Origin of the sequence: Yoonia maritima, from assembly GCF_002933395.1 — a bacterium.
GTDB lineage: Bacteria > Pseudomonadota > Alphaproteobacteria > Rhodobacterales > Rhodobacteraceae > Yoonia > Yoonia maritima_A.
The window spans coordinates 694,118-716,487 of the sequence record NZ_PKFN01000008.1 but is presented as its reverse complement, the minus strand read 5'-3'; the positions used below and the strand labels follow the sequence as shown (position 1 = coordinate 716,487).

At 53.5% G+C, this 22,370-nt stretch carries 24 protein-coding genes and 1 tRNA gene; 10 read left to right on the top strand and 15 right to left on the bottom strand.

From position 1 onward, the window contains the following. Positions 1-38: 38 nt before the first annotated feature. The 3 genes from CYQ09_RS10125 to phnF all read right to left on the bottom strand — a co-directional run bounded on the left by CYQ09_RS10125 (position 39) and on the right by phnF (position 2,794). Entirely contained in the window at positions 39-578 is a 540-nt protein-coding gene (locus CYQ09_RS10125) for a cytochrome b (protein ID WP_106745492.1), read from the bottom strand. A 244-nt stretch (positions 579-822) separates the two neighbouring features. Next, on the bottom strand, positions 823-2,013 hold the full coding sequence (locus CYQ09_RS10120; protein WP_106745248.1) for an alpha-D-ribose 1-methylphosphonate 5-triphosphate diphosphatase: 1,191 nt from the start codon (positions 2,011-2,013) through the stop codon (positions 823-825). A 70-nt stretch (positions 2,014-2,083) separates the two neighbouring features. Next, positions 2,084-2,794, bottom strand: a complete 711-nt coding sequence (gene phnF / locus CYQ09_RS10115) for a phosphonate metabolism transcriptional regulator PhnF (protein WP_106745247.1) — start codon at positions 2,792-2,794, stop codon at positions 2,084-2,086. A 105-nt stretch (positions 2,795-2,899) separates the two neighbouring features. Between phnF and phnG the strand changes: the two genes are divergently transcribed. Genes phnG through phnN form a run of 7 tightly spaced genes read left to right on the top strand, consistent with a single transcriptional unit; the run spans position 2,900 to position 7,903 of the window. Beyond that, a complete protein-coding gene (phnG, locus tag CYQ09_RS10110) occupies positions 2,900-3,355 on the top strand; it encodes a phosphonate C-P lyase system protein PhnG (RefSeq protein ID WP_106745246.1) in 456 nt (151 codons plus the stop codon). Further along, entirely contained in the window at positions 3,355-3,930 is a 576-nt protein-coding gene (phnH, locus tag CYQ09_RS10105; RefSeq protein WP_106745245.1) for a phosphonate C-P lyase system protein PhnH, read from the top strand. Before phnG ends, phnH begins: the two co-directional genes overlap by 1 nt. Beyond that, positions 3,930-5,012: a carbon-phosphorus lyase complex subunit PhnI gene (locus tag CYQ09_RS10100; protein ID WP_106745244.1), complete on the top strand. Its 1,083-nt coding sequence runs from the start codon at positions 3,930-3,932 to the stop codon at positions 5,010-5,012. The genes phnH and CYQ09_RS10100 overlap by 1 nt, the downstream gene beginning before the upstream one ends. Continuing rightward, a complete protein-coding gene (locus CYQ09_RS10095; RefSeq protein ID WP_106745243.1) occupies positions 5,009-5,878 on the top strand; it encodes an alpha-D-ribose 1-methylphosphonate 5-phosphate C-P-lyase PhnJ in 870 nt (289 codons plus the stop codon). Before CYQ09_RS10100 ends, CYQ09_RS10095 begins: the two co-directional genes overlap by 4 nt. Next, positions 5,875-6,645, top strand: coding sequence for a phosphonate C-P lyase system protein PhnK (gene phnK, locus CYQ09_RS10090; protein WP_106745242.1), 771 nt, complete (start codon positions 5,875-5,877; stop codon positions 6,643-6,645). The genes CYQ09_RS10095 and phnK overlap by 4 nt, the downstream gene beginning before the upstream one ends. 35 nt (positions 6,646-6,680) lie before the next feature. Next, positions 6,681-7,364: a phosphonate C-P lyase system protein PhnL gene (gene phnL, locus CYQ09_RS10085; protein ID WP_106745491.1), complete on the top strand. Its 684-nt coding sequence runs from the start codon at positions 6,681-6,683 to the stop codon at positions 7,362-7,364. Next, positions 7,361-7,903 (top strand): phosphonate metabolism protein/1,5-bisphosphokinase (PRPP-forming) PhnN, encoded by a 543-nt coding sequence (gene phnN, locus CYQ09_RS10080; RefSeq protein ID WP_106745241.1) that lies wholly within the window; start codon positions 7,361-7,363, stop codon positions 7,901-7,903. Before phnL ends, phnN begins: the two co-directional genes overlap by 4 nt. On the opposite strand, the gene CYQ09_RS10075 is transcribed toward phnN, so the two are convergent. Further along, a complete protein-coding gene (locus CYQ09_RS10075) occupies positions 7,885-8,562 on the bottom strand; it encodes a DUF1045 domain-containing protein (RefSeq protein ID WP_106745490.1) in 678 nt (225 codons plus the stop codon). The genes phnN and CYQ09_RS10075 overlap by 19 nt on opposite strands. A gap of 34 nt (positions 8,563-8,596) precedes the next feature. On the opposite strand from CYQ09_RS10075, the gene CYQ09_RS10070 reads away from it, so the two are divergent. Continuing rightward, positions 8,597-9,742: an alpha-D-ribose 1-methylphosphonate 5-triphosphate diphosphatase gene (locus CYQ09_RS10070; protein ID WP_106745240.1), complete on the top strand. Its 1,146-nt coding sequence runs from the start codon at positions 8,597-8,599 to the stop codon at positions 9,740-9,742. A 58-nt stretch (positions 9,743-9,800) separates the two neighbouring features. Here the strand turns inward: CYQ09_RS10070 and CYQ09_RS10065 are convergent, their stop codons facing one another. The 5 genes from CYQ09_RS10065 to CYQ09_RS10045 all read right to left on the bottom strand — a co-directional run bounded on the left by CYQ09_RS10065 (position 9,801) and on the right by CYQ09_RS10045 (position 12,771). After that, positions 9,801-10,010: a cold-shock protein gene (locus tag CYQ09_RS10065; protein WP_106357805.1), complete on the bottom strand. Its 210-nt coding sequence runs from the start codon at positions 10,008-10,010 to the stop codon at positions 9,801-9,803. 239 nt (positions 10,011-10,249) lie between these two features. Continuing rightward, the gene (locus CYQ09_RS10060) at positions 10,250-10,456 is read right to left on the bottom strand and encodes a cold-shock protein (RefSeq protein ID WP_090195363.1); all 207 of its coding nucleotides are present in this window, start codon (positions 10,454-10,456) and stop codon (positions 10,250-10,252) included. A gap of 685 nt (positions 10,457-11,141) precedes the next feature. Further along, positions 11,142-12,047, bottom strand: coding sequence for a hypothetical protein (locus CYQ09_RS10055; protein ID WP_106745239.1), 906 nt, complete (start codon positions 12,045-12,047; stop codon positions 11,142-11,144). Between the two features lie 220 nt (positions 12,048-12,267). After that, positions 12,268-12,343, bottom strand: a tRNA-Ala gene (locus CYQ09_RS10050). A gap of 101 nt (positions 12,344-12,444) precedes the next feature. Then, on the bottom strand, positions 12,445-12,771 hold the full coding sequence (locus CYQ09_RS10045; protein WP_106745238.1) for a TIGR02300 family protein: 327 nt from the start codon (positions 12,769-12,771) through the stop codon (positions 12,445-12,447). A 111-nt stretch (positions 12,772-12,882) separates the two neighbouring features. Between CYQ09_RS10045 and CYQ09_RS10040 the strand changes: the two genes are divergently transcribed. Further along, a complete protein-coding gene (locus CYQ09_RS10040) occupies positions 12,883-13,575 on the top strand; it encodes a M48 family metallopeptidase (RefSeq protein WP_106745237.1) in 693 nt (230 codons plus the stop codon). A gap of 32 nt (positions 13,576-13,607) precedes the next feature. Then, a complete protein-coding gene (locus tag CYQ09_RS10035; protein ID WP_106745236.1) occupies positions 13,608-14,255 on the top strand; it encodes a GntR family transcriptional regulator in 648 nt (215 codons plus the stop codon). Here the strand turns inward: CYQ09_RS10035 and CYQ09_RS10030 are convergent. The 6 genes from CYQ09_RS10030 to CYQ09_RS10005 form a co-directional block, all read right to left on the bottom strand. After that, entirely contained in the window at positions 14,252-15,085 is an 834-nt protein-coding gene (locus tag CYQ09_RS10030) for a TerB family tellurite resistance protein (RefSeq protein ID WP_106745235.1), read from the bottom strand. The two genes, CYQ09_RS10035 and CYQ09_RS10030, sit on opposite strands and share 4 nt — an antisense overlap. A gap of 180 nt (positions 15,086-15,265) precedes the next feature. Then, a complete protein-coding gene (lpdA, locus tag CYQ09_RS10025; RefSeq protein ID WP_106745234.1) occupies positions 15,266-16,654 on the bottom strand; it encodes a dihydrolipoyl dehydrogenase in 1,389 nt (462 codons plus the stop codon). A 75-nt stretch (positions 16,655-16,729) separates the two neighbouring features. Beyond that, entirely contained in the window at positions 16,730-17,140 is a 411-nt protein-coding gene (locus tag CYQ09_RS10020; RefSeq protein WP_106745233.1) for an MAPEG family protein, read from the bottom strand. A 4-nt stretch (positions 17,141-17,144) separates the two neighbouring features. Continuing rightward, positions 17,145-17,690, bottom strand: a complete 546-nt coding sequence (locus CYQ09_RS10015) for a L,D-transpeptidase family protein (protein ID WP_106745232.1) — start codon at positions 17,688-17,690, stop codon at positions 17,145-17,147. 135 nt (positions 17,691-17,825) lie between these two features. Beyond that, the gene (odhB, locus tag CYQ09_RS10010; protein WP_106745231.1) at positions 17,826-19,025 is read right to left on the bottom strand and encodes a 2-oxoglutarate dehydrogenase complex dihydrolipoyllysine-residue succinyltransferase; all 1,200 of its coding nucleotides are present in this window, start codon (positions 19,023-19,025) and stop codon (positions 17,826-17,828) included. Continuing rightward, positions 19,025-21,982, bottom strand: a complete 2,958-nt coding sequence (locus CYQ09_RS10005; protein WP_106745230.1) for a 2-oxoglutarate dehydrogenase E1 component — start codon at positions 21,980-21,982, stop codon at positions 19,025-19,027. Before CYQ09_RS10005 ends, odhB begins: the two co-directional genes overlap by 1 nt. Positions 21,983-22,370 lie beyond the last annotated feature (388 nt).

Here is a 22,370-nt window from a genome sequence, read left to right as displayed (position 1 = left end):
CCGTTGATTAAACCATCTCGGATGGCCGGGCGTCGATTTTACCCGACCATACGTTTGAGGGTATCATCACGCAGGATAATTCGGTGCCAGATGCATGCCATAGCAATATGCCCGACAACCAAAAACGCGAGAACCCAGCCTAATTCACCATGCCACCCCCCGAGAGCCTGCATCCAGCTAATTTCTGTGATACGCGCAGAAAAAATTTCGATGCCTAGATAAGTAAATCCGCGCGTACCACCAGCGTATGCCATTAATTTTAACGACGGAACGATCGCCATAAGCAGGTACAAAGCGATATGACCAACTTTAGCCGCTTGACCCATCGTTCCGCTGTGGGATGGTCGTCGAGAAATGTTCATCAATCCCCAAATGCCGCGTAAAATGACCAGGATTAATAGGGTTGTTCCCAGCGTTGCATGGTAACTCCAAAGTGCTTCACGTAATGCGTTCTCGCGCGGAAGGGCCCAATGCGCTGCTGCCGACAAGAACTGCATAGCAAATAAAGCGGCCATGCCCCAATGGAGTGTGCGACTTATGAGGCCGTAACGTTTCGGAGTGTCTGATAGCGTGGTCATAACGGATTCCATCTTCGGTTTGGTTTTACATCTAACGGTCAACGCAGGTTTTTCCGTCGTTGATAAACCTCTGCAGCATTTCTGCGTGAGCATAAATCAAAACCTAGCTTTTGAGAATATTGTACACATCGCGATAGGCGGGCTGATACTTTCGCGTATCATGGCAGTCAGCTCGTTTGGTTGACCGATTGATTGTGTAGGCTTGCGAGGCAACGATCAGAGCGATCTAGTGTTCAAAATCTACTCACTCGGCTGCGATCCGCAGTTTTGGTGCAGCTTGGGTTAGTCGATGTGCAAGACCCGCGGCGAGATATGACCATCTGCCAGCTGCCATGGTGCCTTCGACTTGGCGGGTACTTGCGTTTACGATGGTTAGGTCGGCGCGTTTGCCTTCGTCGATGACACCACGGTCGCCTAATCCCATTATGCGTGCAGGACGGCTTGAGATCATTCCCCAAGCACGGGCGAAGTCCATAACATTCGCATCGGCTAGGGAAAATGCAGCCTGCGCCAACGTGGGGTAATGGTAATCGGAAACAAGCGCGTCGCACAGTCCTTCGCGGATCAAAGACACGGCGGCGATGTTGCCCGATTGTGATCCGCCACGCACCACGTTTGGCGCACCCATAATCACAGGGTCTGCCCAAGTTTTCGCAAGCGCTGCCGCGCTTCGCTGCGTAGGAAATTCACATATTTTCGCGCCAATCATTGAGTAATATTCGCGTGTGCGCCCATCCGGGTCGTCATGGCTCCCATATCGTACTGCGAGACGGTCAAAAGCGGCTGCGAGATTGCACAAATAACGGGGAACTTGCGTGCTGAGGTCCCGTGTTGCTTCGACAAGGGCCATATGCTCTGCTGTTGTTCGCCCTGCGCGTGACGCCCATGCGGCGATCCGATCTGGTTGTGCCTTTGCGATCTCGACGGCCTCATCAAGGTGGTTGTTGAACACGACGTAGTCGATGCCATAGGTTTCTATGGCGTCAATTAACCTATCTTGGGTATCGACAGTATGTGTTTCACATCGGATTTGTATCCGTAGGTCTGTCAACATGTTGCTTCGATAGTCCGCGTGGGTTTGCATGAACTTCTCTGCAAAGTCAGGTCCGCGACCGCCACCTTCCCAAGACCAGCTTTGCGCCATCCATGCTGTCGTTACCCCATTTGCAGCGGCGTCTCGGTCCGTGCCTGCTAGCCCAAATTCGATGGGAAACGGCGCGGACGGGCGGGGGGCAAGGTGGTGTTCAAATGCGTCACCGTGTAGATCAATGATCCCCGGCAATACGTAATACCCAGCAAGGTTAATGCTTGGCTCACCCGGCCTACTATCGTCGCGCATAAATCCTTCACGTACCGTTATGTTGCCTGTCGTGATTTGTCCGTCGCGTAAGATTTGTGCGCCGTTTAACGAAAGAAATGCAATCGGGGGTGTCATCGATTTGCTCGCCTGAAGGTTGTTTCAGGTTTTATCGCCCATCGATGTATCGTGCGTATGACATCGCGATTCACGAATTGCTAACAGTCAGCGTGACGCGGTCTCCTGCGAACCAAGTATGGCCGAATTCAATGGGCGTTCCGTCAAGATCGACGTTGATGCCAACGGACCGTAGTATAGGCGCACCCTCAGTAATCCTTAGGTGCAATGCCTGTGTGGGATTGGCGAGCTTCGCTGTCATCCTCGTAGAAGCGCGCGTATAATCTGTGATGCCGTGCCGTAAGAATGCGGCTGTGACTGATTTGGTTTCGTCTACGTCTCGCAAAATATTGGGAAATCGCTCTGCGGGAAAGACACTCCGAAATAGCGCGATAGGCTGCTCATCAGCGAGTGATAGCCCGTCATAGACATGGACAAGGGTGCCCATCTTAATATTAAGCGCCTCAGCCTCGCGCTCATCTGCGGCGCGTGTTTCTAGGGACAGGATTTGCTTAGCTGGTGCACGACCGGCGGCGGTCAAGTTCTGGTGAAATCTGACCCGGCGACCAATGGGATAGTCCGTTGGTGTTTGGGCAACAAAAACGCCTGCGCCACGTCGGGCATGTACAAGACCGTCATTCGCCATCGCGGCCAAGGCGCGCCGGACTGTGTGCCTATTTACCCCAAATCGGGCGGCAAGCACAGCTTCGGTCGGAAGCTTGTCACCGGGGCCGTAACGACCTTCAGCAATATCATTGGTCAGCGAGGTGCTGATCGAAGTCCAGATTGCAGTACGAGCCATGGTGTCACGAAAGTTTCACATCATCAGGGATTGCCAGTCGTAAAAGACTCGGCCTAGTATTTGTCTAGTTGTATATTAATTTAGACAAACAGGCAAGGTGTCTAGATGGAAGAAATGAACGATCCAAACGCAGCCCGAAAAGCATGGATGAGCCTGTTGGCTAAATCTGATGCAGTTACGTTGGTACAGCTATGGGGTGAAATTAGGATCGCGCCAGAGTTTAGCTATTTGCGTGCGCCAGAGATCGGTGGCGTGATGGTGCGCGGGCGGGCAGGTGCGGTTGGCTCAGCTTTTAACTTAGGCGAAATGACGGTGACGCGTTGCTCTGTTAAATTGATCAGCGGCGTTGTTGGTCATGCTTATGTGCAGGGGCGTGACAAAGAGCAGGCGCGGATCGCCGCATTGGTTGATGCGCTGATGCAGACGAAAGAAGCCGCGGTTGTTCAGGCAGCGGTGATTGATCCGCTCACCGACATTCGTCGTTCATCACAGGTCAGTCGCGCGGCAAAAGCCGCCGCAACCAAGGTCGATTTTTTCACGATGGTCAGGGGCGAGGACTAATGCAAGCAACGACTTTAGAAGGTGGTTTTGGCAACGCGCCGCTCGATTCCGCGCGTGCGTTTCGGCAGATTATGACTGCAGTTGCGCAACCGGGTATCATCAATGATGTCGTGGGCGCGACCCCGCCTGCACCGTTGTCCGTGGCCGCTGGTGTGGTTTTGCTCACGCTTTGTGATCCGGATACACCTGTTTTTCTGACACCGGAATTTGACACAGATGACGTAAGAGCATGGATTACCTTTCACACTAGTGCGCCATTGGTCGATGCGGCAAAGGCGAGTTTTGCGGTTGGTTCTTGGGGCGATTTGCCGATTGCTGATTTTGCTATTGGAACTTCGGAATATCCTGACAGGTCCGCGACATTGATCGTCGAAGTCGCTTTGTTAAATCCCGAAGGGGCTGAACTACGAGGTCCAGGGATCAAGGGCAAAGCAACGCTTTCGTTGCCGGACACGGCGGCGTTTCAAGAAAATGCAGCGCTTTTTCCGCTTGGACTTGATTTTGTCTTCACGTGTCAAAATCGTCTTGCTGCGCTGCCACGCACGACCAAAGTTAACGCGATAAAGGTGTCCTGATGTATGTTGCAGTAAAGGGCGGCGAAAAGGCGATCGATAACGCCCATGCGTGGTTGGCCGAAGAACGGCGGGGCGATACATCGATTGCTGAATTGTCAGTTCCGCAAATTCGCGAACAGCTTGCGCTGGCGGTAAACCGGGTCATGGCCGAGGGGTCGCTCTATGATCCCGATTTGGCTGCGCTTGCGATAAAGCAGTCGCGCGGTGATTTGATCGAGGCGATCTTTTTAATCCGCGCTTACCGTACGACATTGCCGCGATTTGGTGGGTCTTGCCCTGTTGATACGGAGCAAATGATCTGTGATCGGCGTGTGTCTGCAACGTTTAAGGATGCGCCGGGTGGGCAGGTGCTTGGGCCGACGTTTGATTACACACATCGTTTGTTGGATTTCAAATTGGCCGCAGACGGGGAGGTTCCACAAGCGCCCACCGCTACAACCGCACAACCTGATACTCCGCACATCATGTCGTTCTTGGATCGCGAAAATCTGATCCAAACCGAACCCGAGGGGCCAGAGACACCGCCTGATTTAACGCGCTCTCCGCTTGAACTCCCAGCGACGCGTGCGCTTCGTTTGCAAGCGCTGACGCGTGGCGATGAGGGGTTCATCCTTGGCATGGCCTATTCCACACAGCGTGGATACGCCCGCAACCACGCCTTTGTCGCAGAGCTGAGGATCGGTGCAGTGTCCGTGGAGATGGATATTCCTGAACTGGGGTTTGCCATCGACATCGGCGAAGTTACCCTAACCGAATGCGAAACGGTGAACCAATTCCAAGGCTCTAAAACGGAGCCTCCGCAATTCACACGGGGATATGGATTGGTATTTGGGATGACCGAACGCAAAGCCATTTCCATGGCGCTGGTCGACCGGGCGTTGCGCTGGAAAGAATTGGGTGAAGATAATGTCGGTGCGCCCGCGCAGGACGAAGAATTCGTGCTGTACCACGCAGACAACATTCAAGCGACAGGGTTCCTCGAACATATCAAACTGCCGCATTACGTCGATTTTCAATCTGAATTGGAACTGATCCGCAGGCTGCGTCGCGAAGCGATGGGCGAACAGGAGGCCGCAGAATGACGGACTATAATTTTGCCTATCTGGATGAGCAAACCAAGCGGATGATCCGTCGTGCGATCCTTAAGGGGCTTGCTATCCCGGGGTATCAGGTGCCGTTTGCCAGTCGTGAAATGCCAATGCCGTACGGTTGGGGGACTGGTGGTGTACAAGTTTCGGCAGCGGTTCTGACGCCGGACGATACGTTTAAGGTCATTGATCAAGGTGCGGATGATACGACCAACGCAGTGTCGATACGTCGTTTTTTTGAAAAGACAGCAGGCGTGGCTGTAACCGAAGCAACGGTCGATGCCAGCGTGATCCAGACACGGCACCGCATTCCTGAACAGGAACTGCGCAGTGATCAAATTCTTGTTTACCAAGTGCCGATCCCCGAACCGCTGCGGTTTTTGGAGCCTTCAGAAGTCGAGACACGCAAGATGCACAGTCTTGAGGAATACGGGCTAATGCATGTGAAACTATACGAAGATATTTCCCAGCATGGCGCAATTGCGACGGCCTATGCCTATCCGGTGAAGGTTGAAGGTCGTTATGTGATGGATCCGTCCCCGATTCCTAAATTCGATAACCCGAAACTGAACATGGCGGGTATCCAGCTGTTTGGCGCAGGCCGTGAACAACGGATATATGCGGTGCCACCTTATACGGATGTCGTCAGCCTTGATTTCGACGACTATCCCTTTGAGGCAAGCAAAGCCGACCACGCATGCGATTTGTGCGGCGCCGAAGACAGCTATCTGGATGAGTTGATCGTCGATGACGCAGGCGGGCGCATGTTTATGTGTTCTGACACGGACTATTGCGCGGGCCGCCGCAAGGCGGGTTGCATTGGTGCGCAGGGTATCCCCTATCAGGAGGATGTCGCATGAACCCGTTGTTAAATGTAACTGGCGTGTCAAAATCCTATGGCGACCGCATTGGCTGCAAAGATGTTTCGTTTGACCTGTACCCCGGCGAAGTCATGGGGATTGTCGGAGAAAGCGGGTCGGGCAAGTCAACGCTTCTGAGCTGTCTCGCGGGTCATCTTGGGCCTGATACTGGTGCCGTTAACTTTGATACGCGCATCGCAGGTATGCGTGACACGATTACGATGTCGGAACCTGAACGCCGGATGTTGTCGCGCACTGACTGGGCGTTTGTACATCAACATGCACGGGATGGTTTGCGTATGAATGTCAGCGCGGGCGGTAACGTAGGAGAGCGGCTCATGGCTGTCGGCGCACGTCACTACGGCGAAATTCGTGAACAGGCGATAGATTGGCTTAGCCGGGTTGAGATTAACGCCGACCGCGTAGACGACCGCCCCAGTGCCTTTTCGGGGGGGATGCAACAGCGCTTGCAGATCGCGCGAAACTTGGTGACTGGTCCGCGGCTTGTGTTCATGGATGAGCCAACGGGGGGGTTAGATGTGAGCGTACAAGCGAGGCTACTGGACCTGCTGCGGGGGCTTGTCCGTGAGATGAACCTAAGCGCGATTATTGTCACACATGACTTGGCTGTTGTGCGGCTTTTGGCGGATCGACTGATGGTCATGAAGGACGGGCATGTTGTTGAAACTGGTCTTACGGATCAGGTGCTGGATGATCCGCAGCATGGTTATACCCAGCTACTGGTGTCCTCTGTGTTGCAGGTCTGAATTTTGAGTATTTTGAACAAAGCGAGGATAGGATGATGATTACTGTCGATAACGTATCAAAATCATTTACGCTTCATAACCAAGCTGCCGCGACGATCCCCGTTATGGTGGGTGCGTCATTGCAGGTGAAGGCTGGTGAATGCGTTGCGCTTGTCGGGCAATCAGGGTCTGGAAAATCAACCTTAATGCGGATGATTTATGGGAATTATTTGACTGCGGGCGGGCGGATTATGGTCGGTGACTTGGATGTCGCTGTTGCGGCGCCGCGCGACATACTTGCGTTGCGCCGCTATACGCTGGGCTATGTGAGTCAGTTCTTGCGTGTTGTGCCGCGTGTGCCAACGGTCGAGGTGGTCGCGGAACCATTGTTGGCAACAGGGACTGACCGTTCGGCTGCAATTGCGCGGGCGGAAGTATTGTTGGATAACCTGAATATTCCCGAGCGGCTATGGAGCCTGAGCCCAACGACGTTTTCAGGGGGAGAACAGCAGCGCGTGAATATTGCTCGTGGGTTTGCCCATAACTATCCCGCGCTTTTGTTGGATGAGCCGACCGCGAGCCTAGACGGAGTGAACCGTGAGGTTGTCATGTCGATGATCGAAGAGGCTAAGGCGCGCGGCGCGTCGATTGTTGGTATTTTCCATGATGAAGCCGCGCGGGACCGTGTCTGTGACCGCGAAATCGATGTGACAGGTTTCACGCCGCGGGCAGCCATATGACGGGTCGGTTTATTGCTGTTGTTGGTCCATCTGGTGTGGGCAAAGATAGCGTTATGTCGGCGATGGCGCAGTCAGAGCCGCGGCTTGTGCTTGCTCGGCGGATTATCACAAGGCCCAGTGACGCTGTTGGTGAAGATTTCGAGGGTGTCACTGAAGACTGCTTTGCGCAGATGCGGTCAGCGGGTGAGTTTGCGTTGTCTTGGCCAGCCCATGGTCTGCAATACGCCATCCCTGTGAGTGTCGATCAAACTCTTGCTAAGGGATGCGATGTCGTTGCGAACCTGTCGCGTGCGCAGCTTGTCGCCGCGCAGAGTAGGTTTGAGCGATGTGAGATTATATCGCTAAGCGCCACGCGCGAGGTGCTTGCGCATCGGCTAACTGCACGTGGTCGCGAAACCAAGGAACAAGTTGAAAAGCGTCTTGATCGGGCGAGCTATGCTTTGCCGGATGGCGTGATAGCGCATGTTATCGATAATAGTGGGGCCTTGGATGAAACTGTGCAGGCTGTACTTCGCCTGCTTTATCCGGCGAGATCATAACGTTGGATTTCATGGAACATCCCTTCGCTATCCTCTCCCATCAGGGCGATCTGCTCGATTGGAAACGGACGAGGCACCAGCGGCAAAAGATGCGGCGCCAACGCATCGGTCACGTCAGCACCAAGACCGGGGTCAATGCGTCCAGACAGGGTCAGATGAAAATGAAAGTCCTCGCCAACGTAGGGGTAGCCCCATGTCATCAGGTTTTTCTCTTGCCTTTCAGACAAGTTGGCTTGCCTGCGGCGGGCCAATTCGGAAGCGCTAGCAGGTGCGCGAAAGTCGTCAAGCGTTTCGACGATATGCTGGGCAACACTATTCAATGTAGTGATGTTGCCGCGCGGCCGAAGCGCCAGAAACCCGCGATGATGTTTGAGAGACAGCCCATCCAGACGGAATGGGGGGATGGTTTCAGCCATTTGGCTGGTTGCAGTCTTCAACTGGTTTTGCGACGCCCCCTCGATCAATCTGAAAGGTGCCTTCAGGGTGGCGTGAATACCGTATTTTCGAGGTGTCTGCGTCAACTTATCGACGTCAAGATCGGCGATTTGGGGGTGAACGCATTTACGCCCATCCCGATTATCCCAACCCAGCCAAGATGCGCAGAAATCGGCGAATGCGCCGGATGGAGGGGTATAGAAAATTGCGTATCGTTCGAACATGAAACACTCTTTGCCAAGATTGCGTGACAAATCCATGACACAAGAAATTACACTCGCCAATGCCCAGCTTATCCTTGCTGATGAGGTGATTACCGGCAGTTTGAAAATGCAGGGGGGCATCATCACTGACATTGCCCACGGCACAACCATACCGACCGGGGCGATTGATTGTGACGGCGATTTTGTCTGCCCCGGTATGATCGAACTGCACACTGACAATCTTGAACGGCATATCAGCCCGCGCCCCAAAGTCGACTGGCCTCACCGTGCAGCAATCGTTGCACATGACCGAGAGCTTGCTGGCACGGGAATTACAACGGTGTTTGATGCGATCCGGGTCGGGTCTATCACGTCTGACCATGGCAAACGGTATGGAAAATATGCGCGTCAGGTCGCGGACGAGATTTTGCAAATGCGCAATGCGCGCGCGCTTAAAATCAGCCACCATATTCATCTGCGCGCAGAGATTTGTTCGGAAACGCTTGTGGATGAATTGGCTGAGTTTGATGAATCTGACCGAATTGGGATCGTATCGTTGATGGACCACACCCCGGGTCAGCGTCAGTTCAGCGATTTGCAAAAGTATGAAGACTATGTTTGCGGGAAGCATGGAATGGATCGTGCCGCATTTCCGGCCTATGTCGATTTTCTATATAGCCTGCAGTCCCGCCTTGGGACGATGCACGAGACGGCGGCTGTCGCGGCTGCGCATCGCTATGGCGCGACCATGGCGAGCCATGACGATACAACGGCAAAACAAGTTGCTGCAAGCCGCGCGCACGGGATTACATTGGCCGAATTTCCAACAACCGTTGAAGCTGCGGATGCATGCCACGCGTCAGGGATTGCAACGATAATGGGTGCACCAAATCTTGTGCGTGGTGGGTCACATTCGGGCAATGTTGCGGCACATGAATTGGCTACGTTGAATCGGCTTGATATTTTGTCGTCCGACTATGTTCCGGCGGCATTGCTATTGGGTGCTGTGCAGCTTTCAAAGGTCTGGGGGAACTGGGCACGCGGTATCGGGACGGTCACGTCGCAGCCTGCTAAGCATGTGCATCTGACGGATAGGGGCGTGCTCAATATTGGGCAACGTGCGGATGTATTGCGCTTTGGTCTGGTTAACGATCTTCCGCTGGTTCGGTCTGTGTGGGCGTCTGGCAACCAGGTCGCATAAAGTTTAAACGAGAAAGGGCGCCTAAATGAGGCGCCCTAAACTATTCTATGTGTACCGATTAATCGGCGAGTGTCAGGTTGACGGCGCTTTCGCGACCATCGCGACCAGCTTCGATGTCAAAGTTAACTTTTTGATCATCGCGCAAGCCAGTCAGACCTGAGCGTTCCACAGCAGAAATATGGACAAAAACGTCCTTAGTTCCACCATCTGGGGCAATAAAGCCGAAGCCTTTAGTTGTGTTGAACCATTTCACGGTGCCTGAAGCCATGTGAGTGTCTTCCTTCAAAATCATCCGCTCGCGGAACTGCAGCGGGTTGGCTCGGTCAAACTTAGATCGATTGACTGGGCCGAAAGGGAGACAGTGGTCGATAATTTAACGTCGCGACTCAACCATGGCAGAGTGTGCAACAAAATCAACAATTTTAAGGTATTGTATGCAAAAAGGCGTTAAATTGCCTTTGGATTGTGGCGCGCGTGAAAACGCACGCCACAAAATTCATTAGACGCTTATGCGAGTGCGAGGTTAACCGCAGATTCGCGGCCGTCGCGACCAGCTTCGATGTCGAAAGTAACTTTCTGATCGTCGCGCAGGCCAGTTAGGCCAGAACGCTCAACAGCAGAGATGTGAACGAATACGTCCTTAGATCCGCCATCGGGTGCGATAAAGCCGAAGCCTTTAGTTGTGTTGAACCATTTCACGGTGCCAGTAGCCATCGTGTTTTCCTTTATTTATCAATACTATCCGCATAATTGCGACAGTTTGGCTTAGTCAGTGCAAGATCGAAAGACTGTAGCCGGATAGGAAAACAGTGGTCGAGTTGGATAACGTCTGCCAACCCCATGTGGGACCTTATGACTAATAAATCAAGTAAAATCGACGTGTCGGCGCTACGTCAGACATGCAACGGTGCTACTTTGCAGTTAATCCTTGGGTTGTTTTTGAGTACTAAAGAACACGCAGGTTGCGTTCAGGTAGAATGATAAAGACAAGCGGTGGGTGGCCACCGCCAAAGCGGGCGCTTGCCAAAATGCGCTATGTGTCATGATCAAAAAGGTCAGTTCCGCCGCGCTGCTTTGGCTGCCCAATTAGTCTTGCATTTAGCAGTCCTGAATTGGCGTTCTTAACCCTGATTATACCAGTAAAGGGAAAGCTATCTGACAGTTTTAAGCTATTTGATCAGGAACCCATAACAGTTCCTTTTTGAGTTCTTAAAATGCAATGAAATCAATGGTGCGGTTTTCGAATTGCGCAGCAAATCTTCCTTTTTGGCAGCATAGTTTTTCCTTCGATACCCGAAGAAAAACTGACACTCGAAACCCGTTAGTCGACTGACGGCAATGCGGGACTTTGCTCCGTTCTGAAATGGCTTGAAAACGTCTTCTTTTTGATCGTCTGATCCTAGTTTCCATCAGCTCTGGATACGAAATCATCAATTTGATTGCGGAATGAGCTTGAGAAGTATGTGAACGCTTCTTCGCTGATCGCCTCGAACTCCCCATTGATGATTTCGCGACCGTCCACAATGCGAGACACACGTGGCTCCTCCAAACGCTGGAATGTCACGCCCAGCATCGTTTCGCACTCTGCGGCCGTATTGTTCCGCGCAATCTCGAAGAACTCTTGCGTCTCGAAGTTCAGGCTAAGCTGGTTGGTCCTGCACGCACTGTCGTTCAAAGGAACGGCGTCGATGAGTTGCCCTTCCCATCGTGTGATCCGGTAGGTGTCATCCGCAATCTCTCCGACGTGGTAAGATTGGACCCAAGAATTTTGGTCGGGCAGCATAAGCGCCATCTGGCGATACTCACACGTACCTTCATTGCGACTGCATTCAATATCTACGTGATTGACCGGGTAGGCGATCCTTTCGTCGATGATCTCAACCGTACCTTTCACGAATGCCCAGTCCTCCGTCATCGTTCCTCCGAAGTCGAATGGAAAGAAACTGACGCTGGTCATGTTCACACGCGAGGCGCGGTATCCAAGCGAATGGATTTGCCACACGGTTAACGCACCCGTAGGTTCGCCACCCAAATCCGATTGGAAGGCACGCTTTGCGCCTTCGTAATCGGCAAACCCGTTATACATCAACGAGTTTAAGTAGGCTCTCATAACCAACTCGCCCGCCGGCGACGTCGCGAGGTTGGCAGCTCCGCTGAATATCAGCGGGACTGAACTATGTCGCTCGTCCTCTGACAATGCGAGAAGCTGTTCTGGCAGATAATTGCCATACTTTGCGATGGCATCTTCATCTGCTTGGGCGACGCTGGCGAGAAAAATGAAAAGAACTCGGAGGAAAGTATGCATACCAAACAGATGACATGGGTGCCAGACAACGGTCAACTACGGACTGAAATTGCTTAATACGCGAAGCCGACATTCGTGCGTCGTGCAGCATTGGTCAAAGTTGGGCTCTTTTTCTCTTTCGCTGCGGTTTGTACTAACGTCCGCAGTGCGGAAAAATTGGAAAAAGGAAGGTTTATGCTGCCATACAGGAACTATTATGGGGTGTTTAGCATAGTTAATTTGGTGGAGCCTAGCGGGATCGAACCGCTGACCTCCTGCATGCCATGCAGGCGCTCTCCCAGCTGAGCTAAGGCCCCATCATGATGACAATGTCATCGGGTGCAACTTGCGTTGCGAGGTGCTGTCTATGCAGCGATCCGGGCGAGATCAAGAGTAAATCGCGCCCGGGATCGTAAAATTAGTCGTCGTCGTTTGTGGCAACGTCCGCGAGCTCGTCGAGTGAGACAGTATCGTCGTCATCGTCGTCTTCCAGCACGTCATCACCCAGATCAACGTCATCTGTATCATCGTCATCATCGAGCACCAGATCATCGTCATCTGACGTATCTGCAGCCTTTTTAGACTGGGCGTCTTCTGCGTCTGCGACCATTGTCCGGGTCTTGGACGTGTCGACAGTCACTTCATTGCCTGTATATGGGCTAATGATTGGTGTCGCGTTCAGGTCGTAAAAGCGTTTGCCGGTTTCAGGGCAAACACGCTTTGTGCCCCATTCTTCCTTAGGCATAGGCTATCCCTTCAAATTCTTGTCGTACCCTTGCGGGTGATCGGTGCCAACTGCCATAAGCAGGCAGGCGTGTCAAAGCCTTTGACACATGAAAAATATGAGTAGTTGGATATGGGCCGTCATACGCTTGAAGGCAACCCCCCGATTGCGGTGAGTTTACGCCGTTCTGCGCGGGCAAAGCGATTGTCGCTACGGGTGTCCCGTTTGGACGGCCGTGTGACGCTTACAATGCCGCATCGCACCCCAGATCAAGAGGGAATAGCGTTTTTACGTGTGCAAGAGCCATGGCTGCGGGGGCATTTGGCAGAACTTAGCCCTGTTTCAAAGGTGACTTTGGGCGGTGCGCTGATGGTTCGTGGGCAGATGTTGCCTATTTTGCATGCCGATGTGCGCCGGCTACATATTACAGAGACCGCTGTAGAGGTTCCTGTTGGCGCGAAATCGATTGGGATGGTGATTCCGAAGCGGTTAAAAAATATGGCGCGGGATGCCTTGGTCGCGGCGTCTGATCGCTATTCTGCTGAATTGGGCCGTAGCTATAGCAAGCTGACGATTCGCGACACACGATCGCGCTGGGGGTCATGCAGTAGTGCAGGAGCGTTGATGTATTCGTGGCGGCTGATTATGGCCCCGCCAGAGGTGCTTGATTATGTCGCCGCGCACGAAGTCGCTCATCTGCAAGAGATGAACCATGCGCCCGAATTTTGGGCCGTGGTTTCGCATTTGTGTCCTGACTATAAAGCGCATCGGGATTGGTTGCGCAAAAACGGTGATCAATTGCATCGTGTGTCTTTCGACGATTGACCGCTCGGCTTTTTGTGATCACATAGAAACGCATGATTCAGCCTCGTCCTGTCGACCCTTCTACTGCAGCCCATGAACGCGTCTATCGCGCGCTGCGCACCCGTATTATGCACGGAGAGATCGACCCCGGCGCATCATTAACCTTGCGTGGGATTGGAAACGACTATGAGGTGTCGATGACACCCGCCCGTGAAGCGGTCCGTCGCTTGGTCGCCGAAGGCGCGCTGTCGCTGTCGACATCGGGCCGTGTTTCTACGCCGGCATTGTCGAATGATCGTATCGAAGAGCTGGCAACATTGCGTGCGATGCTCGAACCGGAACTTGCGTCTCGTGCGCTACCACGTGCGCATTTTGCGTTGATTGACCGGTTAGAAGCCATAAACCAAGGTGTCAGTCAGATGATTTCGCGCCATGATGCTGCGGGATATATCCGTATGAATTTGGAATTTCACAGGACGCTGTATTTGCGTGCACAGGCGCCTGCTATGCTCGCGATGACAGAAACCGTGTGGTTGCAGTTGGGGCCAACGATGCGGGCTCTGTACGGCCGTTTGAACCGCACAGAGCCACCGTATCATCACAAGCTTATCTTAAGCGCGCTAAAGGCAGGCGATGAGCCGGGGCTGCGTTTAGCCGTGCGTACAGACGCGACGCAAGGGTTGCGAATGCTAAAGGCCTAAGATGTGGCTGCTGCTAGGGCGTTATCAAGAACCCGCCGAAAGTCTTCACCAGGCATGCCAAGCCCATAGGCCAGCGCTGTTGCGAACTCATGCTCGTTTGGTTGCATTCGTCCGCTAGCGATTGCGACAGATAGAATGCCTTGCATCATCAGATCTTTTTCGCGATCTCGTAGACCCTTACCAAACGCGATAAAGTCGTGTTCAGTCAGTCCTACTGACATGTCAATTGTATCCACCAAGTGAATAATGTCTGAGTTCGGGTAACTACGCCCCGTCAACTGACGCGCCATTTTACGAATATGGGCAAGTTCGGTCGCGTCGACAATACTATCGCACTTGGCCATATGGCACATTGCGGACAGAATACGATGGGCCGCTTTTTTGCGCATTGGCCCACGCAAATCATACCCCATAAGTGATTTGATACGGCGAATGATGACAGCAATTAATCCCAACGCCGCCGCAATCAAAAGGCCGTAAACGGACAGATTACGTTGCCAATCGTTCCGCGCGATTGGATCAACATTTTCGGGGATAAGATTGAGAGCCTGCGCTGCGACAATTTTGTCCTCGGTATAAAGCTGTTCATACTCAGCCACACAGCCATCGCTCGCGAGCGCATAGCTTTGGATATCACTAGTAATGCGCAGTCCGAACACCGTCAGATCGTCGGTCACATAGCAAAGTGACATCATTTCGTCTGATGGGCCGGGAATACGCGTTTCGGCTACAAACTCTAGCCCCGTTTCACGGGCTATATCGAATGTTGCCGCCTGCGCCGGAGCGCCGAAGGAAACAAACGATAACAATATAAAAATGAGGTTTTTCATACGAACTCTCAACAACACTCACGCTTTAAAACACTAATTATGTGCCAAAATATGGCAGCTATGTGGTTGATTAGTCGCTGATACGTGGGAAAGTCGACCCTAATCGCGTGAATTATTCACGTAAATAGTTGAAAGCCAGATTAGGTATGCCGCGCCAACACAGGTTGGCGCGGCAAGTTTTTAGACGTGAATTGCGCCGTCACCACAGGCCAAAGCCGCCTCGCGGACAGCTTCGGAATAGGTTGGGTGGGCGTGGCATGTACGCGCGATGTCTTCGGCAGCAGCACCAAATTCCATTGCGACACAGATTTCATGGATCAGATCACCAGCCATTGGGCCGATGATATGTGCACCCAAAATACGGTCCGTTTGCGCGTCAACCAGTAGTTTCACAAAGCCATCACCGGCAAAGTTTGCCTTGGCCCGCGCGTTGCCCAAGAATGGGAATTTGCCGACCTTATAGGCGCGACCAGCGGCCTTTAGGGTCTCTTCGGTTTCACCAACGTTGCTGACCTCTGGGTGCGTGTAGATCACACCTGGGATAACGCCGTAGTTCACGTGCGGCTTTTGACCCGCGATGACTTCGGCGACGGCCATGCCTTCGTCTTCGGCTTTGTGGGCGAGCATTGGACCTTCGATGGTGTCACCGATTGCATAGATACCCGGCACATTGGTCGCATAGCTTGCGTCTGTCTTGATCTGTCCACGCTCAGTTAGTGCAACACCCAAGGCGTCGATGCCAAGGCCTGTGGTGTAAGGCTTGCGGCCTGTAGCAACCAGTACGGTGTCAGCTGTGATTGTGTGTTCGCTTTCGTCTTTGCGGACAACATAACTGACGGTGGCTTTGTTGTTCTTGACTTCAACGCCCTGAACTGCGGCACCGAGGGTGAATTTAAGGCCCTGTTTAGTAAGCATTTTCTGGAACTGGCGTGCAATTTCAGCGTCCATGCCGGGGGTGATGGCATCGAGGTATTCGATCACAGTGACCTCGGCGCCAAGGCGGGCATACACGGAACCCAGCTCTAGCCCGATAACACCAGCGCCGATAACGACCAGTGACTTTGGAACCTTTGGCAAGGTCAGCGCGCCGGTCGAAGTCACAACAGTCTTTTCGTCGACTTCGATGCCGGGCAATACGGATGCTTCGGAACCAGATGCGATGATGATGTTCTTGGCATCGTGGACTTCGTCGCCGACTTTGACTTTGCCTGCTTCAGGGATGGAACCCCAACCTTGAAGCCAGTCTATCTTGTTCTTTTTAAACAAGAATTCGATGCCGCCGGTGTTCTGGCCAACTGTCTTTTCCTTGTAGGAAATCATCTGTTTCCAATCAACAGATGGGGCTTTGCCCTTGAGGCCCATTTCCGCAAAGTTATGCTCTGCTTCGTGCAGCATATGTGTGGCGTGCAGCAATGCCTTGGACGGGATACAGCCAACGTTTAGGCATGTGCCGCCAAGCGTTTCACGGCCTTCAACGACGGCGACTTTCATCCCGAGTTGGGCGCAACGAATGGCGCTAACATAGCCGCCGGGGCCTGCACCGATCACGATGACATCATAGCTGGACATTTAGGACTCCTTGGTCTTTTGAGGGTGGCACACCGCGTACACAACCTGTGCATACGGCGTACATACGTGTGTGTGTCAGACTAATGCCGACATTATCATGAGCATGGTCGAGAGAAACCCCACAAACCAGATCAGCGAACGCCAAGGCGCCCAGCCAAAGTAGTAGGCAGGGATATAAAGGATGCGGGCACCAAGATAGGTCCACGCGCAAGCGGCGCTGAACCCGGTTCCCTTGTCGCCAAGGGTGATCACGACGACTGCGATCGTGAACATGATCAGTGCTTCAAAATGGTTGTTCATTGCACGGAACAGACGGCCTGTTCCGACGCTAGCCTGTTCCATTAACGGTTTGCTAAGGCGCTGGGGATCGCGCGGCGATGATGTTTTGCCTGTGCCAAGTTCGATGTTGGCTGGAATGCTCATCAGGCAAAACTGGATACCTTGGAGCACGCCAGCAAGGGCAAGAACGGTGAGTTCGGGTGTCATGGCGTCATTCCTGAATTGTGATCGGGGTGCCGTTCGGGACCAGCGACCAGATTTCGCGCATTTGCTTATTATTGACTGCGATGCAGCCGTTTGTCCAATCCCAGTAGGTTTGCAGCGGGCCAAGCCACCCCCAACCGTTGAGGATGCCGTGGATCATGATGCTGCCGCCGGGGGATACGCCACGGGCCTCGGCCTGTGCGATGTCGTCGGCGTTGGGGTATGAGATATGCAGCGATAGATGCGCGATTGAGTTTTCATTCCGCCAGTCGATTTCATAGGTCCCAGTAGGGGTGCGTTCGTCACCTTCTTGGGTTTTGTGACCTGTCGGGTTGGCACCCATTGAGATGTGGTAAGTCGCGATGGTTTCATTACCACGTAGCAGGGTTAACCGACGGTCGCTTTTGTCCACCAAAATCGTATCAGCCTGTTCGCTGTCAGCGGCCATTGGCGGCGGAGTGCCAGAGCCAACCCGCATCATGACTTGGGTGTAGGCGAAAAGGCCGAGCGCAATCAAAGCCAATAGGGCGAGTGGTTTCAGAAAGCGTGGCATATCATTCTACAGTTTCAATAAAGCCCCGCGTTTATGGGGTAGTTTTGCCCGGCATCGCCGGGCAGCGCCCGGATCTCCCCAATGGGGAGGGCGCTTTGCACCCACCCCGAGGTCCGGGCGTTGCTCTATGATGGGTTACAGATCCATCAACAGACGACGTGGGTCTTCCAGTGCTTCTTTGACGCGTACAAGGAATGTCACGGCGCCTTTGCCGTCTACGATCCGGTGGTCATAGGACAGCGCGAGGTACATCATTGGGCGGATGACCACTTGGCCGTTGATTGCCATTGGGCGGTCCTGAATTTTGTGCATGCCGAGGATACCGGACTGCGGGGGGTTCAGGATGGGCGAGGACATCAGTGACCCGTAGACACCACCGTTAGAGATGGTGAATGTGCCGCCCTGCATTTCTGCCATGGACAGTTTGCCGTCACGTGCTTTTGCGCCTTTTTCAGCGATGGCTTTCTCGATCCCAGCGAATGACAGCTGGTCGGCGTCGTTGATCACAGGAACAACCAGACCGGTTGGCGTACCCGCAGCGATACCCATGTTCACGTAGTTTTTGTAAACGATATCAGTGCCGTCGATTTCCGCGTTCACTTCTGGGACTTCGTTCAGCGCGTGGATACATGCCTTGGTGAAGAAGGACATGAAGCCCAGTTTTACGCCGTGCTTTTTCAAGAACAGGTCTTTGTATTCGTTACGCAGGGCCATCACCTCGGTCATGTCGACCTCGTTATAGGTGGTCAGCATGGCAGCGGTGTTCTGGCTGTCTTTCAGGCGCTTGGCAATTGTCTGACGCAGGCGTGTCATTTTCACGCGCTCTTCGCGGTCAGCTTGATCCGCAGCAACAGGTGCGCGTGGTGCGGCTGCTGGGGCAGGGGCGGCGGATGCGCTGGAAAGTGCGTTCAGCACGTCCTCTTTCATGACGCGGCCGTCTTTGCCTGTGCCAGAAACGTTTGACAGGTTGTTTTCAGCCATCAGTTTCTTCGCAGATGGCGCGTCTTCGACGTCTTTACCTGCTGGTGCGGCTGCGGCGGGTGCTGGGGCTTCTGCAGGTGCTTCTGCCTTAGGCACAGCGGGCGCTGCGGACGCACCGCCTTCGCTGATTTGTGCCAGCAGCGCGTCAACGCCAACGGTGTCGCCTTCGGCTGCAACGATTTCTGACAGGGTGCCAGCGATCGGTGAAGGTACTTCGACGGTGACTTTGTCTGTTTCCAGCTCGCAAAGCATTTCGTCAACTGCGACGGTATCGCCGGGTTGTTTGAACCATGTGGCAACCGTGGCTTCGGTGACGGATTCGCCTAGTGTTGGTACGCGGACTTCGGTGCTCATTACTTTGTTCCTTCGATAGTCAGCGCATCGTTCACGAGCGCTGTTTGTTCTGCTTTATGTTTGCTGGCCAGACCAGTTGCCGGAGAGGCCGAAGCCGAGCGCCCAGCGTAAACGGGCCGTGTGTGTTTCGCTTTGATCCGGGTGAGGACCCATTCGATGTTTGGTTCCATGAAGGACCACGCACCTTGGTTTTTGGGTTCTTCCTGACACCAGACCATTTCGGCGTTTGTAAACCGTTCAAGTTCGTTCACAGCAGATTGGGCTGGGAAGGGGTAGAACTGTTCGAAACGCATGATGTAGACATCGTTGATCCCGCGTGCGTCGCGTTCTTCGAGAAGGTCATAGTAGACCTTACCAGAACACATCACGACGCGTTTGATTTTGTCATCAGCGACCAATGTAGTGTCTGAATTCCCCTGTTGCGCATCATCCCACAATACGCGGTGGAAGCTAGAACCCGTGGTGAATTCTTCGGCCTTAGACACCGCCAGCTTGTGACGTAGCAGTGACTTTGGTGTCATCATGATCAGTGGCTTACGGTAGCTGCGGTGCAGCTGACGACGCAGGATGTGGAAGTAGTTCGCGGGCGTTGTACAATTCGCAACGATCCAGTTGTCCCCGCCACACATGGTCAGGAAACGTTCTAGACGTGCGGATGAGTGTTCTGGCCCTTGGCCTTCGTAACCGTGCGGCAACAGACAAACGAGGCCGGACATGCGGAGCCATTTGCTTTCGCCGCTTGAGATGAACTGATCGAACATGATCTGCGCACCGTTGGCGAAGTCGCCGAACTGGGCTTCCCACAGGGTCAGCGCGTTAGGTTCAGCCAATGAATAGCCGTATTCAAACCCAAGCACTGCGTATTCTGACAGCATGCTGTCGATTACTTCGTAGTTCGCCTGACCTTCGCGGATGTGGTTCAGCGGGTAATAGCGATCTTCGTTGTCTTGGTTAATGAGGCCAGAGTGACGTTGACTGAATGTACCACGTGTACTGTCCTGACCGGACAGACGTACCGGGTAGCCTTCGGTGACGAGAGAGCCAAATGCGAGCGCTTCGCCTGTTGCCCAATCGATACCTTCGCCAGTTTCGAACATCTTGGCCTTGGCACCCAAGATACGGCCAACGGTTTTATGTACCGGGAACCCATCAGGCACCGTTGTCAGGCCGCGGCCAATCTCTTGGAACGTCTTTTCCTCAATAGCTGTCGCGCCGCGCTGATAGTCTTCTTTTTGGGCGTCCAAGTGTGACCACTTGCCGTCCAGCCAGTCAGCTTTGTTAGGCTTAAAGGTTTTGCCCGCTTCGAATTCGGCATTCAGGTGCGCTTGGAAGCTGGCCTTCATGTCTTCGATTTCGCCCTCAGGGATCAGGCCATCTTTGACCAAGCGATCAGTGTAAAGCGTCAGCGTTGTCTTCTGCTTTTTGATCTTTTTGTACATCACCGGGTTGGTGAACATCGGCTCGTCGCCTTCGTTGTGACCAAAGCGGCGGTAGCAGATGATGTCCAGAACCACGTCTTTGTGGAACTTTTGACGGAATTCCGTTGCGACGCGGGCGGCGTGTACGACGGCCTCTGGATCGTCACCGTTCACGTGGAAGATTGGTGCTTCGACCATCAGCGCAATATCGGTTGGATACGGGCTTGAGCGGCTGAAGTGCGGCGCGGTGGTAAAGCCGATTTGGTTGTTCACGACGATATGCATCGTACCGCCGGTGCGGTGACCGCGCAGACCAGACAGGCCGAAACCTTCGGCAACGACGCCTTGGCCTGCGAACGCAGCATCACCGTGCAGCAAAATGCCCATGACTTTGGTGCGGTCTGTGTCGTGTAGCTGGTCTTGCTTGGCGCGGACCTTGCCCAACACAACCGGGTTCACGGCCTCTAGGTGGGATGGGTTCGCTGTCAGCGACAGGTGGACATTGTTGTCGTCAAAGCTACGGTCGGAAGACGCGCCAAGGTGGTATTTTACATCGCCGGAACCATCGACCTCCTCGGGTTTGAACGACCCGCCTTGGAATTCGTTAAAGATCGCGCGGTAGGGTTTTTCCATCACGTTCGCGAGGACCGACAAACGGCCGCGGTGCGGCATACCAATGATGATTTCCTCAAGGCCCAGCTGACCGCCGCGCTTGATGATTTGTTCCATCGCTGGGATCAGGCTTTCGCCGCCATCTAGGCCGAAACGTTTCGTGCCCATATATTTGACGTGCAGGAATTTTTCGAAACCTTCGGCCTGAACAAGGCTGTTCAAAATGGCTTTGCGGCCTTCTTTGGTAAACGCGATCTCTTTGCCGTAACCTTCGATGCGTTCTTTCAGCCAGCCCGCTTCTTCGGGGTTTGAAATATGCATGTATTGCAGGGCGAAGGTGCCGCAATAGGTGCGTTTAACAATCGCGATGATCTCGTTCATCGTCGCAACTTCGAGGCCAAGCACGTTATCGATAAAGATCGGGCGATCCATGTCGGCGGCTGTAAAGCCGTAGGATGCTGGGTCCAGTTCTGGGTGCGGCACGTTTGCATGCATGCCCAATGGGTCAAGGTCAGCAACCAAATGGCCACGAATACGGTATGCGCGGATGATCATCAGCGCACGTACCGAATCCAGCACTGCATTGCGGACTTGGTTTTCGTCGAGCGATACGCCCTTTTCGGCGGCTTTGTCTTTGATTTTTTTACCAGCCGCTTCGGGTTCGGCGGGCCACTGACCATCAAGCGCAGATGTCAGGTCATCGTTTGGTACCGGTGGCCAATCCATACGGCCCCAAGACGGGCCAGCGGCCTCTGCCTTGGCGTCTGTCGGGGCATCACCCAACGCCTTGAAGAATTCGCGCCAGCTTTCGTCAACCGCGTTCGGGTTGTCAGCATAGCGGGCATAAAGCTGTTCAACATATTCCGCATTGTGCCCCTGCAAGAACGAGGAAGCGTGGAAGATATCGTTAGGAGATTGGTCGTTCATGAGAGAGCCTCATTGGGTGGCTGATTTAAGGGGGGCTTCAGGCCAATCCTAGTCAGTATCGCAAGGCCTAGGATGAATAGAAATACAGCTATCGCTGGGAAGTGTTCAGTGGCTGTTGGGTCAGGTGCCAATCCAGACATATGCATACTGTAGAAGCCGAGTCCGACGAGCGAGGTTAATGGTCCGTATGTAGCGCCAGTGTGGCCCAAGCCTGCTTCGTTTGACCGACGGGCAGCCATTCCCATCGCCGGAGCTAGAATCATAGCGGCAATGAAAAATGCGGTAAGGATAGCATTCTTTGAGTGGGTGAACGGAATTAGAGCCATAAAAACCACAACAGACAGTGTTAGAGGTAAAGGAACAAATGTCCAAAATTCTCGCCTAGACG